Genomic DNA, 12,867 nt, shown 5'->3' with positions numbered 1-12,867 from the left:
TTAGCGCACGCTGCGCCCGGTATCCGCGCTGACGGCCCGCTTCAGCGCTGACAAGCCATCGCCGGAGGGTTTGCGCGGCGTGGTGCCGGTATCGCGCCGGTTGCGGGTACGCGGTTTTTCATCAAAGAGGCTGGCTAGCTGATCGGTCATGGCGCCTGCCAGCTGTTCCACGTCCACAATGGTGACGGCGCGCTTGTAATAGCGCGTCACGTCATGGCCGATGCCGATGGCGAGGAGTTCCACTTCGGAGCGGGTCTCGATGAAGCGGATCATCTCGCGCAGATGCTTTTCGAGGTAAGCAGGCGAGTTGGCAGACTGAGTACCGTCATCGACCGGCGCACCGTCGGAAATAACCATCAGTATGCGGCGCTGTTCTGGCCGCGCCAGCAGGCGTTTCCACGCCCATTGCAGGGCCTCGCCGTCGATATTTTCCTTCAGGAGGCCATCGCGCAGCATGAGGCCGAGATTATTGCGTGTGCGCCGCCAGGGTGCATCGGCGCCCTTGTAGATGATGTGGCGCAGATCATTGAGGCGGCCGGGGTTTGGCGGCTTGCCAGCGGCCAGCCAGTCCTCCTTCGAGCGCCCGCCCTTCCAGGCGCGGGTGGTAAAGCCCAGAATCTCGGTCTTCACCCCGCAGCGTTCCAGCGTGCGGGCGAGAATATCGGCGCAGGCGGCAGCGACTAGGATGGGCCGTCCGCGCATGGAGCCGGAATTGTCGATCAGCAGGGTGACGATGGTGTCGCGGAACTCCGTATCGCGCTCCTGCTTGAAGGAGAGCGGCAGCATCGGGTCCATGATGACGCGCGGCAGGCGGGCGGGATCGAGTATCCCCTCCTCCTGATCGAACGCCCAGGACCGGCTCTGCTGGGCCATCAGCTTGCGCTGCAGCCGGTTGGCGAGGCGGCCCACCGCGCCCTCAAGACCTTTGAGATGCTGGTCCAGCGTGCGGCGCAGGCGGGACAGCTCCTCGCCATCGCACAGCGTGTCAGCGGCGATTACTTCATCATGGCGGGTTGTGAAGACCTTGTAGGCATTGGGATCATCGCCCTTTGGCGGCACCCAGTTGGGCCGGGCCGCCTCCATGGTCTCGCCGGGCTCATCCTCGGCATCAATGCGGGTCTGGCTGTCTTCGGCAAAGGAGATGTCCTCCTCGTCGGCGGCGGTGCCGGAAGCGTCTGAGCGCTCCTGGCTGTCCTCGCCCTCATTGCCTTCGTCATTATCGCTATCGCCCTCTTCGGGCGGGTTTTCGAGGCCGGAATCCTCTGTCTCGTCGCTCTGGTCTTCCTCCGCCTCATCTCCCAGCTCATCGGCCAGATCGAGATCGCGGATCACCTCGCGCAAGGCTTTTGCAAAGGCGCGCTGGTCCTGTGCAGCTTCGGCCAGCTGGTCCAGCGCTTCACCGGCGGCGGCTTCAATATCCTCGCGCCAGACCTTCATCACGCCTTTGGCGGCGTCGGACGTAGCCGTGCCGGTAATGCGCTCGCGCACCAGCATGGCAAGCGCTTCGGACAAGGGGGCGTTCTGGCGGTCCTCGGCCTGCTGGAAACCGGCGCGGCTATAGCGCTCCTCCAGCATGGCAGTGATATTCTCGCCGACGCCCTTCATGGCGCGCGCGCCCAGTGCCTCGCAGCGCGCTTGCTCCACCGCATCGAATATGCGCCGCGCCTCGCTGCCCGGTGGCAGGGCGGCACTGTGAGCATCGGTATCATGCAGGGCGCGTTTGAGCGCCAGCGCGTCGGCCTTGCCGCGCAGGCGTGCCGCTTCCAGCGGTCCCGGCGCAGGCGAGAGAGCAGGCAGGATCGCCTTGTCGCCGCTCAGCGTGGCCGTATCACCGGAGAACGCCACCTCCAGCTCCCGGTCACGCGCCATGGCCCGCGTCGCGGCTGTGAGCGCGCGCTTGAAGGTCTCGGCTGGCGTGTCGGACGAAGAGGTCATGGGGACTAACCTAGAGGCGTGGCGGCATAAGGCGAAGGGGGTTTGTGCGCAAACCTGCAGGGCGGAATTCTGGACATTCTGGTCAAACTTAGCTAAGTTAGCTAAGTCCGGTTAGCCAAGCGAGAGCCGCGCTATGAAATATGTCACGATACATGAGGCCAAGACCCAGCTTTCGCGCCTGATCCGCGAGATCGAGGCAGGCGGGGAAATTGTCATACGCCGTGGCAAGGAGCCGGTTGCACGCCTGATCGCGGAAAAGCCCGTCACCAAACCGAAGCGCAAGCCCGGCCAGTGGGCCGATCTGCGCCTGAGTGCGGAGGAGGTCGAGCTACTGACGGCGCCGATGACCGAAGAGGAAATCGCCGAGTTCGAAGGTCCGTGGATCGCGGATGAGGAAAAGCGGACGTGAGACGGGTCCTGTGTGACACGAACGCGGCGATCTGGTGGTTTGCCGGCGTGCCGCGCCTCACCGATAGTGCCCGAACCGGGATTGAAAATGCCGGGACGGTTTTCCTGAGCCTGGCCAGCGTGTGGGAAGTGAGCATCAAGGTCGGGAAATTCGGCCGGGGCCGGTCGCCCGCGCTGGATGGTTTGGTGGACGCGCTTAAAGCGGGCGAGTTCGCGGGTGGCTTTGAGCTGCTGGCGCCCTCCATGCATGACTATATCGATGCGGGATTGCTGCCGCGACATCATGGAGATCCGTTCGATCGGCTTCTCGCCGCGCAGGCCCGCAATGGCGATATGCCCATTGTCAGCTCTGACCGGGCGTTCGACGCCTATGGCGTGACCCGCATCTGGTAGACGTCACCCTGCTGGCACCAGCGCAATATTCAGCTTGGCACCCACGGCGCGTGCGTAGCGCTGCAGGGAACGGGTCGAGGGCAGATGCCTCCCGCTTTCCATACGCGCCACAACCGACTGGCTTGTCTCCATGCGCTCGGCGAGTTCAGCCTGACTGAGCCCGGCGCGCGTGCGCGCCTCGATCAGCGCGTGCGCTACCGCAAACTCATCCGCCATGCTGTCATAGGCTTCGGTATAAGCCGGGTCGGAAGACCAGCGTTCATGCAGCGTATTCACTCTGGTCATGGCATGATCTCCTTTGCCCGCTTCAGCGCAATCTCGATTTCTCGCCTTGGCGTTGTCTGGGTCTTTTTCACAAAGGCCCGGACCACGATAACCCGCCGGCCTGTGCGGGTGACATAGATGGCCCGGGCGATACCGTCCCGGCCTGTCATGCGCATCTCCCACAATCCGGATTCCAGCGGGCGGACATGCGGCATGCCGATATGCGTCAGACCTACCGATTCAATCAGCTGCGCAATCCGGGTGAAGCGGGCGAGCATGTCTGCCGGCAGGGCGTCGAGTTCCGCATCAACCTCGGCATTCAGTGTTTCGATGGTCCAGCGCATCAATTTATCGCTTTTTTGCGATAAATCAAGCCGCCCGGCCGGGGCTGCTTCCCTTCACCGGACTTTCGGCCAGCGTCTCACCGAAAACACGCTGGTAGAATTCGGCCACGATGGGGCGCTCCAGCTCATCGCACTTGTTGATGAAGGTGAGGCGGAAGGCAGTGCCCGGATCGCCGAAAATCGCCGTGTTCTCCGCCCAGGTGAGCACGGTGCGCGGGCTCATCACGGTGGAGAGATCGCCATTGATGAAGGCTTCGCGGGTGAGGTCTGCCACTTTCACCATGTCGGCGATCTGCGCCCTGCCTTCTTCGGTCTTGCCGTACTCGCCGAGCTTGGCTTCGACGATGGCGCGCTCGGTCTCGGCCGGCAGATAGTTCAGCGTCACCACCAGCGACCAGCGGTCCATCTGGCCCTGATTGATCTGCTGGGTGCCGTGATAAAGCCCGGTCGTATCGCCCAGACCCACCGTGTTGGTGGTGGCAAACAGGCGGAAATGCGGATGCGGGCGGATGACGCGCGTCTGGTCCAGCAAGGTCAGTGAGCCGGAGGCTTCGAGCACGCGCTGGATCACAAACATCACGTCGGGACGGCCGGCATCATATTCATCAAACAGCAGCGCGACCGGGCGCTGGACGGCCCAGGGCAGAATGCCTTCCTGGAACTCGGTCACCTGCAGGCCGTCGCGCACCACGATGGCATCCTTGCCGACCATGTCGATGCGGCTGATATGGCTGTCCAGATTGACCCGGATCATTGGCCAGTTCAGACGCGCAGCGACCTGTTCAATATGGGTCGATTTGCCGGTGCCGTGATAGCCTTGCACCATCACACGCCGGTTGAAGGCAAAGCCCGCCAGAATGGCGCGCGTAGTTGCCGGATCGAACACATAGGTCTCGTCAATCGCCGGCACGTGCTCGTCGCGCATGGAGAAGGCGGGCACTTCGAAGCCGGGATCAAACCCGAACAGGGCCTTGCAGTCGGCAGTGGTATCGGGTTTGGCGGCAATGAGCGTGTCGGTCATGTCGGTCCGGTCAATTCGTGAAGACGTGGCGTTACAAAACGTAACTAGCGCGCATGCGCAGCATTGGCCAGCGGGGGCCATGAGGGCAAGGCTTTATGCCATCCCTGCGCTTTTGAGGATCTGGTAGCTGGCGACGACGCGCTGCAGGGCTTCCTCGCGGGAGCGGTCCCCGCCATTGGCGTCGGGGTGATAGGCCCGCACCAGCTCGGCATAGCGCTTGCGCACATCGCCCTTGCTGGCTTCGGCCTCCAGCCCCAGCGTATCCAGCGCTTTTTGCTGCAGGCGGCCAAGCTGCCGGCCTTTGGGCGCGGCCGTACCCTCACCATGGCGGGGAGGGGGACGCTCGCCGAACAGCGTGAAGGGGTCGATGAAGGCGGACTGCCAGTCGGTGCTGGCCTGCTGGGCCTTGGCGCGCGCGGTGCCGCCAGCGCGGAAATTCCAGGTCGGGCGGTGGCCCCAGGCGGCGCTCTGGGCGTAGGCTTGCGCCGCGCCCTCACTCATGCCTTCAAAGAAATTCCAGCTCTTGTTGTACTCGGCGGCGTGCTTCTGGCAGAAGTTATAATGCTCGTTCAGCCGCTCGCGCGATTTGGGGGCCTTGGCCGTCGCGTGCTCGTTGCAGCGCGGGTATTCGCACAAGGTTACTTCCTCGGCCGGCTTGCCACCGGGCGGACGGATGCGGATATCCTTGAAGCGCGGACGGTATTTGAAGCCAGAATCCATATGCGTAAGTATGGGCCTCGACCCGTTATCGGGCAATGAAGGATACAGGTGAAATGACAGAGATGCGCCGGGTGATCGAGGACAAGCTGAAAGCGGCGCTGGCTCCGCTTGAGCTGACCATCACTGACGATAGCGCCGCCCATGCCGGTCATGCGGGCTCACGGCCCGGCGGGCAGAGCCATTTCACCGTCGAGATCGTGTCAGAGGCGTTTGCGGGCCAGAGCCGTATCGCGCGGCATCGTCTGGTCAATCAGGCACTCGCCGAGGAGCTGACCGGCCCCATCCATGCTCTGGTGATACGGGCGAAAGCGCCGGGGGAGTAACCCCCTCGCGTTTCACCGGCGCAAGCCGGTGCCCAGTCTTCTTTTGTTGATGCTCCGCACATCCGTGCGTCGCTGCGGGCAAAAGTGCCCGGCGACCGGTCGGCCTTGCAGGCCGCTTTGCGGCCTGAAAAGCGCGAACGCGCGCCCGCGACTTTTCGCGGAACATCGCAACGCGGATGCGTTGCGGAACTAAAAGAGGCATGGATCACCCGCATAAAGCGGGTGATGACAATTGTGGGGAGAGCGGTCCCCTACAGCCCCATCTGCTTTACCGCCAGATCGCGCATGATCTCTTCAGAGCCGCCGCCAATCGCCATCACCTTCACCTCGCGGTAGATGCGCTCGATGGCGCACCCTCGCAAATAACCCGCCCCGCCGAGGATCTGCATGGCCTCGCTGGCGCAGAACTCGGCCGTGGTGGAGGCGAGCACCTTCACCTTGGACAGCTCGGCGACCGGCATCTCGCCCTCAGTCATGGTCCATGCAATGGCGCGCAAGTAAGCCTCCAGCGCATCGATGCGCATGCTCATGTCCGCGATCTTGTGGCGGATGACCTGATGTTTGATGAGCGGCTTGCCGAAGGTCTCGCGCTCCTTCGCCCAGCTAACCGCATCGTCAAGGCAGCGTTTGGCCATGCCAAGGCAGCCCGAAGCGAGCGCGAGGCGCTCATAATTGAAGTTTTCCATGATGGCGAGAAGGCACAGGCCCTCCTCACCCAGCTGGTTGCCCGCGGGCACGTAGCAATCATCGAAATGGAGCGTGGCGGTGTCAGACGCCCACCAGCCCATCTTGTTCTTTATCGGCGTGCGGCTGAAACCTTCAGAGCCTGCCTCCACGAGGAAGAGCGAGATGCCGCCAAAGCCCTCGCCGCCCGTGCGCGCGCCGACGACATACCAGCGCGCCTTCATGCCGCCGGTGATGAAGGTTTTTTCACCCGTTATGCGCCAGCCATCGCCGTCCTTCACCGCGCGGGTCTTCATGCGCGAGAGGTCTGAACCGCCGGACGGCTCGGTCATGGCGAGCGCGCCGCCTTCACGCCCTGAAATGATCTCCGGCAGGACGGCTTTTCTGATCTCTTCAGAGGCCAGCTTCGCGATGGGGCCGGTCATGATATTGCGGCAGCCGAGCGAGGCATTGACCCCGCCCGCGCCCGTATAGGCAAGGGTTACGCCGCTATCCATGCGCATGAAGGCATCGTCAAAGCCGAGCCCGCCATAAGCTTCGTCAATCCCGAAGCCGAACAGGCCGAGCGCCCCGGCTTTCTGATGCAGCTCCCAGGGGAAATCGCCCGCCTCGTCCCATTCATTGGCAAAGGGCGCGATCTCGCGCGCCACGAAAGCCTCCACACTCTCGCGGAAAGCCTTGCGTTCGGCTGTATCGAACGGGCTTTGCATCAGGCCTTCACGATACCCTTGTTGAGCAGGAGCTCGGCAATCTGGACGGCGTTGAGGGCGGCACCTTTGCGCAGATTGTCCGAGACGATCCACAGGGCGAGACCGTTCTCCACGGTCGGGTCCTCGCGCACGCGGGAGACGAAGGTTGCAAATTCGCCCACGCACTCCACCGGCGTGACGAAGGCTGGCTCTTCCTCATCCGCGCGGTCGATCAGCATGATGCCGGGCGCTTCGCGCAATATCGAGCGGGCCTTCTTCGCGCTGATTCCGGTTTCGAACTCGATATGGGCGGCGACGCAGTGGCCGACAAAGACCGGCACGCGCGCGCAGGTGGCAAAGAGCTTTATCTTCGGGTCGAGGATTTTCTTGGTCTCGACCACCATCTTCCACTCTTCCTTGGTGGAGCCGTCCTCCATGAAGACGTCGATTTTGGGGATCACGTTGAAGGCGATCTGCTTGGAAAAGGCCTGCGGCTCAACCGGATCGTTCACATAGATGGCGCGGGTCTGCTTCCACAGCTCGTCCATGCCCTCGGTGCCCGCCCCGGAGGTGGACTGGTAGGTGGCTACCGAGACGCGGTTGATGGTGGCCGCATCGTGCAGGGGTTTGAGTGCAACCACGGTCTGGATGGTGGAGCAGTTCGGATTGGCGATAATGCCCTTCCTGATGCCGTCATCGAGCGCATCGGCATTCACCTCCGGCACGATGAGCGGTACGTCCGGGTCCATCCGCCAGGCCGACGAATTGTCGATCACGATGGCGCCTGCCTTGGCGATTTTCGGGGACCATTCCTTCGACACATCTCCGCCCGCGCTCATCAGGACGAGGTCGACGGACGAGAAGTCGAACGTCTCCAGGTCCTTGCATTTCAGGGTCTTGTCGCCATAGCTCAGCTCGGTGCCGACCGAGCGGCGCGAGGCGAGGGCGTGAACCTCGCCAGCCGGGAACAGGCGCTCGGCGAGGATGGTGAGCATTTCCTTGCCCACCGCGCCGGTTGCGCCAACGACTGCGATATTGAGGGCCATTATGAGAGTTCTCCCAGCCGGTTGTCTTCAAGAAGTGCTTTAGCGTCAGGTGCGCCCTCGATGACGCTTTGCCAAGGATGCCTCGTCTGATGCTTCACGAGCGATTGATCTTCTACGACCGCTCCCATCACGTGACAGGCGCTGCCAAACTCCATCAGACAGCCAAACACCCTTTGTGATTCGTTATAGTCCCACTTGTATCTAAAATTCTTAGCAGGAGTGCGTTTATGCGGCACCGTGTTTACGGGTTTTGACAGAATATCAGCGAACTTATTTTCTAGATATCTATCCGACACGCTAATATTAAACTCCACTATTGTTTGAACCGCTCCCTCTACCGGAGCAATCTTTTTCATGTGTTTGAAGTATAAGGCCTTAGTAATTTTTCTGAACGACGGCTCACAAATTTTGACGATATTATAGTCAAACAATACCACTGGTATGTCATAGGACAACGTATCGCTAGGTTTCCTTTTTCCCATATTTCGAAGCGTTCTTCTAACGTCATTTGCCCAGCTAAATTCGCGGGGCTTCAGGTCGGGAAAATTGTTTCTTATGTAACTAAAGAGTCGCTCTGTATCTTCTTCCGAATACGCATCGTTATCGGCATCAAAAATCCGAACAAAATACGCTGTTAAGTGTTCAACTGCGGAAAACCCGTTGTTGCATTTCTCACAGGCTGAGAACTCGTCATATCCGTGGGGGAATGCCTTTTCTCTAAAATATATTTTGGGTGGCTGATGGTCACGCGAAGTGGCGGGCTCGCGCCCGCCACAAAACACGCAGTTCGGGTATTCAGCTAGCAGCTTTTTTGTTCTACTCACCATCGCGATTGCTGAGGTTACGCTAGGCTCGGATCGATATCCTTGCAGGCTTTGACAAGGCCCTTCACGGCATCGACCGAGTGGTCGAACATTTTCTGTTCGTCGGCATTGAGGCTGATCTCGACGATTCTTTCTGCGCCGCCCGCGCCGATCACCACCGGTACGCCGACATACATGTCCTTTACGCCGAACTCGCCGCTCAGATGCACCGCGCAGGGCAGGACGCGCTTCTTGTCGTTGAGATAGGACTTGGCCATGGCAATCGCGCTTTCGGCCGGTGCGTAGAAGGCCGAGCCATTGCCCAGAAGCTGGACGATCTCGCCGCCGCCAGAGCGGGTGCGGTCCACGATGGCGTCCATCTTCGCTTGCGTGGTCCAGCCCATCTCGATCATGTCCGGCACGGGGATGCCAGCCACGGTGGAGTAGCGCGTCAGCGGCACCATGGTGTCGCCATGCCCGCCCATCACGAAGGCGGTGACGTCTTCCACCGACACCTTGAACTCTTCAGCCAGGAACCAGCGGAAGCGGGCCGAATCCAGCACGCCCGCCATGCCGACCACCATGTTGTGCGGCAGGCCGGAAAACTCACGCAGCGCCCACACCATCGCATCGAGCGGATTGGTGATGCAGATCACGAAGGCGTTCGGGGCAAATTTCTTGATGCCCTCGCCAACGGCCTTCATCACTTTGAGATTGATGCCCAGAAGGTCATCGCGGCTCATGCCGGGCTTGCGCGGCACACCTGCGGTGACGATGCACACATCCGCGCCCAGAATCGGCGAATAGTCTTCCACCGAACCGCCGGAGAGATGGCTGTCCTTGCCGAACACGGGGCTCGCCTCAGCGATATCGAGCGCCTTGCCCTTGGCGGTGCCTTCAGCCAGATCCATCAGGACGACATCGCCCAGCTCTTCACGCGCAGCGATATGGGCAAGCGTGCCGCCGATCATGCCGGCGCCGATAAGGGCAATCTTCTTGCGGGCCATGGGCCTCTCCTTGGCTAGTTGGGGCGCCGTGCGAAGGGATGTGCTGCGGCGCAAAACCGATGGCCGCGTGTCTAGCGCCAAGCGAAGCGCTCTGCAATGCGGGTGCGCGCTTGCGCGGTGGTGAGCGCGCGCGTAGAGCGATAACTGCCCTGAGACGGAGATGATGGTGATGCGCCTGTCAATGCTTGCCCTGTGCCTTGCTCTTGCCGCTCCGGCTGCCCCTGCATTCGCGGACGAACCTGATTTTGCCTGGCTCGCCGGTCACTGGCGTAGCGACAATAATGGCCGGGTGTCCGAGGAGGTCTGGATGGCCCCGGAAGGCGGGCTGATGACCGGTATGGGCCGGACCCTGAGAGACGGGCGGGCCGTCAGCTTCGAGTTCCTCTATATCGCAACGGGCGCCGATGCCGCCTATTTCGCCCAACCCGGTGGCCGCCCACCGGTGAGGTTCGGCCTTGTGTCACAGGACGGTGAGAGCGCGGTGTTTGAAAACCCCGACCACGACTTTCCCCAGCGCATCGAATACGTCCGCGATGGTGACAGACTGAACGCCACCATCTCGACGCTCGACCGGGAGCGCCAGTTCAGCTGGAGCTGGACCCTTCAGGACTAGAAGGCGAAAAAGCCGCCCCGGAGCCGGGGCGGCTTTTCACATACCCTTAAGATGCCTCTCGCCTAGTGGCCGTACCAGTGGTCGAAGGAGACATTGCGCAGGCGCTCGCCATTGAGCTCCATGCCGCCGGTCAGCGCCGGAAAGCCGGTAGAGCCTTCGACCGGCCCCTGAATCTGGTCGGGATCGAGCGTGCCATAGACATAGACATCACCGATCTCGTCATGGCTGGCGTCGAACTCGAAATTTGCCTCGTCGATATGGAAGCGCTCCGCCCGGACACGCCGGGATTCAGACGGGTATTCAAACCCTTCCTCGGTAGTGAGTATTTCAGAATCGACATGCATGAACTCGATCCAGACGGGCACGAGATCGCTGTCCTGCCCGCTTTCCTCGAACGCTTCGAACTGGCTGGCATGGCCGATATGGATATGGCGCAGCACCCAGTCGCCGGTCTGGATGAGCCCGCTCGGCATATAATAGCCGTGATAATCGGTTTCGGCGGTGTTGATGAAACGGCCAGCAAGCTCTTCGTCCGGCGCAGCTTCCTCCTCGAAGAATTCCTCTACCGGCTCGTCCGTGACGTCCTCGTAGTCCTCGGTGATGAAGCCGTTTTCATCCTCGTCGACCGCGTCATCCGCCGCGTCGGCGGCGTCGTCAGCCTCTTGCGGTGCCGGTGCGGCCCCGCCAATACCCAGATATTTGTCAGCGCCCCACAGCGCCGCCAATGACAGTCCACCGGCCAGAATGGCCGCGATGATGACCCGCATTATATTTCCCCCTCAGCACGCGAAAGTTCAGCCCGGCAGGCCCTGTCCTGCCGGTTCAGCGTGTCCAAGGTTACACAAAATTTACCTTTCAGGCGAGGCTAATCGCCTCTCGGCGGCCAGATATTCAAGGCTGCGCATCTCCATCAGGCGCGAGGCGGTGCGTTCAAACTCGAACGCGCCATCGCCATCGGGGTATAGATCGGAAGGCTCGGCCTCGGCGCTCATCACCAGCTTGGCGCGGGTATCGTAGAGCGCATCGATGAGGGTGACGAAGCGGGCGGCCTCATCGCGCTTGCGCGGGCTCATCACCGGCACATGGTCGATGAGGATTGTGTGAAAGGTTTCGGCCAGCATCAGATAATCTGCAGCCCCCAGCGGCCTTGCGCACAGCTCGGCAAAGCCAAACCGCGCTACACCAGCCGCTTCGCGTGTCACCTCCAGCGTGCGGCCCTGAATGGTGAGCGTGCAGCTTTGCGCCCGCGCGCCCAGCGTCAGGCGGGCAAAGGCCGCGTCCATCGCCGCATCGGCCTCTTCATCCAGCGGCGTGTAATAGACCGGCGCGGCAGACAGGCGCTCCAGGCGGTAATCGCGCCCGCTATCGAGACGCATCACGTCCAGCTTTGCCTCTATCATGGCAATGAAGGGCTCAAAAAGCTGGCGGTTGAGGCCATTCTTATAGAGCTCTGACGGGTGGCGGTTGGAGGTGGCGATCACGACCACGCCCTTGTCGAACAGGCGCTCAAACAGGCGGCCAAGGATCATCGCATCGGCGACATTGGTCACCTGCAGCTCGTCAAAGCATAAAAGCCGTGTCTCGCGGGCGATCTCGTCAGCCACGGCGATCAGGGGCTCGCCCTTTTTCGTCTCGCGTTCACGTGCGATGCGGGCATGCACGTCCTGCATGAAGGCGTGGAAGTGCACGCGGCGCTTGGCCTTGAGGCTCACCGCGTCGTGGAAGAGATCCATCAGGAGGGATTTGCCCGTACCGACCCCGCCCCAGAGATAAAGCCCTTTGGGCGGCGGGCTTGATTTGCGGAACAGGCCGGACCTGCCGCCCTTCCAGCTCTCAATGTCCTCGATCAGCGTGTCGAGATAGAGCGCAATGGCGCGCTGGCCGCCATCTTCGGTCAGGCGGCCCCCGGCAATGCCTTCCTCCAGCGCCTTGGACGGTGTCACGGCAGCGCTTTCAGGGCGAGGGCGATGATGCCGGCCATGGCCAGTCCAAAGCTGATCAGAATCGCGGCGATGAACAGGGCCGGGCGGCGAATGGTGCGCATGCCCCCCTGTAGCGCGGGCCGGGCGGGGCTGCCAAGGGTGAAGACCGGCCGGGCAGCCGCCTTCACATCCGCCGGACTAGGCCGTCCACGCCCTTCTCGATCAGGTCCAGCGCGTGTTCAAAGGCCGCATCGTCGCCATAATAGGGATCGGGTACGTCCTTGCCCGCCAAGCCTACCGACCAGTCCATCAGCATGGAGACGGGGCGCTCTTCCAGCCGGCGCACATCACGCGCCGTCAGCAGCCAGCGCTTGTGACCGCTATCCATGCCGATAATGTGGTCAAAGCGCGCGAAATCCTCATCGCTGAGTGCGCGGGCGCGCTGATTGGCGATGTGATAGCCGCGCCGCGCGGCGGCTTCCACGGCGCGCGGATCGGGGGCTTCGCCCGCATGCCAGTCGCCGGTACCGGCCGAGTCAAACACCATCGCCTTGTTCAGCTTCGCGGCCATGGCCTCGGCCACGCCCTGTGCCAGGGGCGAGCGGCATATATTGCCCGTGCAGACAAAAAGCACGGAGACGGTCCTGCGGTTCATGGCGACCCTTTTAACCCCTCGAGAGCCTCATTATGCCTGC

Annotated in this window: 16 protein-coding genes; 4 read left to right on the top strand and 12 right to left on the bottom strand. The window is 62.0% G+C overall.

Features of this window, described 5'->3' with window-relative positions:
* Entirely contained in the window at nucleotides 1-1,935 is a 1,935-nt protein-coding gene (gene cobT, locus AB6B38_RS11140) for a cobaltochelatase subunit CobT (protein ID WP_371392930.1), read from the bottom strand.
* Between the two features lie 133 nt (nucleotides 1,936-2,068).
* Here cobT and AB6B38_RS11135 point away from each other — a divergent pair, with 133 nt between their 5' ends.
* Complete coding sequence (locus AB6B38_RS11135; RefSeq protein ID WP_371392929.1) at nucleotides 2,069-2,344, top strand: type II toxin-antitoxin system Phd/YefM family antitoxin; 276 nt, start codon at nucleotides 2,069-2,071, stop codon at nucleotides 2,342-2,344.
* Nucleotides 2,341-2,736: a type II toxin-antitoxin system VapC family toxin gene (locus tag AB6B38_RS11130; RefSeq protein WP_371392928.1), complete on the top strand. Its 396-nt coding sequence runs from the start codon at nucleotides 2,341-2,343 to the stop codon at nucleotides 2,734-2,736. Before AB6B38_RS11135 ends, AB6B38_RS11130 begins: the two co-directional genes overlap by 4 nt.
* A gap of 3 nt (nucleotides 2,737-2,739) precedes the next feature.
* Here the strand turns inward: AB6B38_RS11130 and AB6B38_RS11125 are convergent, their stop codons facing one another.
* The 4 genes from AB6B38_RS11125 to AB6B38_RS11110 form a co-directional block, all read right to left on the bottom strand.
* On the bottom strand, nucleotides 2,740-3,021 hold the full coding sequence (locus AB6B38_RS11125; protein WP_371392927.1) for a multiprotein-bridging factor 1 family protein: 282 nt from the start codon (nucleotides 3,019-3,021) through the stop codon (nucleotides 2,740-2,742).
* Complete coding sequence (locus AB6B38_RS11120; protein ID WP_371392926.1) at nucleotides 3,018-3,344, bottom strand: type II toxin-antitoxin system RelE/ParE family toxin; 327 nt, start codon at nucleotides 3,342-3,344, stop codon at nucleotides 3,018-3,020. Before AB6B38_RS11120 ends, AB6B38_RS11125 begins: the two co-directional genes overlap by 4 nt.
* Nucleotides 3,345-3,369: 25 nt before the next feature.
* Entirely contained in the window at nucleotides 3,370-4,365 is a 996-nt protein-coding gene (gene cobS / locus AB6B38_RS11115; RefSeq protein WP_371392925.1) for a cobaltochelatase subunit CobS, read from the bottom strand.
* Nucleotides 4,366-4,458: 93 nt separating this feature from the next.
* Nucleotides 4,459-5,085, bottom strand: a complete 627-nt coding sequence (locus tag AB6B38_RS11110) for a J domain-containing protein (protein WP_371392924.1) — start codon at nucleotides 5,083-5,085, stop codon at nucleotides 4,459-4,461.
* Nucleotides 5,086-5,138: 53 nt separating this feature from the next.
* Here AB6B38_RS11110 and AB6B38_RS11105 point away from each other — a divergent pair, with 53 nt between their 5' ends.
* Nucleotides 5,139-5,408 (top strand): BolA family protein, encoded by a 270-nt coding sequence (locus AB6B38_RS11105; RefSeq protein WP_371392923.1) that lies wholly within the window; start codon nucleotides 5,139-5,141, stop codon nucleotides 5,406-5,408.
* Nucleotides 5,409-5,659: 251 nt separating this feature from the next.
* Here AB6B38_RS11105 and AB6B38_RS11100 read toward each other — a convergent pair whose 3' ends face one another.
* Genes AB6B38_RS11100 through mdh form a run of 4 tightly spaced genes read right to left on the bottom strand, consistent with a single transcriptional unit; the run spans nucleotide 5,660 to nucleotide 9,637 of the window.
* Complete coding sequence (locus AB6B38_RS11100) at nucleotides 5,660-6,802, bottom strand: acyl-CoA dehydrogenase family protein (RefSeq protein WP_371392922.1); 1,143 nt, start codon at nucleotides 6,800-6,802, stop codon at nucleotides 5,660-5,662.
* Nucleotides 6,802-7,827 carry an aspartate-semialdehyde dehydrogenase gene (locus AB6B38_RS11095; protein ID WP_371392921.1) on the bottom strand — a complete coding sequence of 342 codons (1,026 nt, stop codon included), beginning with the start codon at nucleotides 7,825-7,827 and terminating at the stop codon, nucleotides 6,802-6,804. Before AB6B38_RS11095 ends, AB6B38_RS11100 begins: the two co-directional genes overlap by 1 nt.
* The gene (locus AB6B38_RS11090; protein ID WP_371392920.1) at nucleotides 7,827-8,654 is read right to left on the bottom strand and encodes a hypothetical protein; all 828 of its coding nucleotides are present in this window, start codon (nucleotides 8,652-8,654) and stop codon (nucleotides 7,827-7,829) included. Before AB6B38_RS11090 ends, AB6B38_RS11095 begins: the two co-directional genes overlap by 1 nt.
* A 14-nt stretch (nucleotides 8,655-8,668) precedes the next feature.
* On the bottom strand, nucleotides 8,669-9,637 hold the full coding sequence (gene mdh, locus AB6B38_RS11085) for a malate dehydrogenase (RefSeq protein WP_371392919.1): 969 nt from the start codon (nucleotides 9,635-9,637) through the stop codon (nucleotides 8,669-8,671).
* A 169-nt stretch (nucleotides 9,638-9,806) separates the two neighbouring features.
* On the opposite strand from mdh, the gene AB6B38_RS11080 reads away from it, so the two are divergent.
* Nucleotides 9,807-10,250, top strand: coding sequence for a DUF6265 family protein (locus AB6B38_RS11080; protein WP_371392918.1), 444 nt, complete (start codon nucleotides 9,807-9,809; stop codon nucleotides 10,248-10,250).
* Between the two features lie 62 nt (nucleotides 10,251-10,312).
* Here AB6B38_RS11080 and AB6B38_RS11075 read toward each other — a convergent pair whose 3' ends face one another.
* The 3 genes from AB6B38_RS11075 to AB6B38_RS11065 form a co-directional block, all read right to left on the bottom strand.
* Nucleotides 10,313-11,017 carry a hypothetical protein gene (locus AB6B38_RS11075; RefSeq protein WP_371392917.1) on the bottom strand — a complete coding sequence of 235 codons (705 nt, stop codon included), beginning with the start codon at nucleotides 11,015-11,017 and terminating at the stop codon, nucleotides 10,313-10,315.
* 81 nt (nucleotides 11,018-11,098) lie between these two features.
* Nucleotides 11,099-12,193: a cell division protein ZapE gene (gene zapE / locus AB6B38_RS11070; RefSeq protein ID WP_371392916.1), complete on the bottom strand. Its 1,095-nt coding sequence runs from the start codon at nucleotides 12,191-12,193 to the stop codon at nucleotides 11,099-11,101.
* 163 nt (nucleotides 12,194-12,356) lie between these two features.
* Complete coding sequence (locus tag AB6B38_RS11065; RefSeq protein ID WP_371392915.1) at nucleotides 12,357-12,827, bottom strand: low molecular weight protein-tyrosine-phosphatase; 471 nt, start codon at nucleotides 12,825-12,827, stop codon at nucleotides 12,357-12,359.
* Nucleotides 12,828-12,867: the final 40 nt, after the last annotated feature.

This window comes from Glycocaulis abyssi (genome assembly GCF_041429775.1).
GTDB lineage: Bacteria > Pseudomonadota > Alphaproteobacteria > Caulobacterales > Maricaulaceae > Glycocaulis > Glycocaulis abyssi.
The sequence above is the reverse complement of the archived record's forward strand: the minus strand, read 5'-3'. Positions and strand labels throughout refer to the sequence as shown.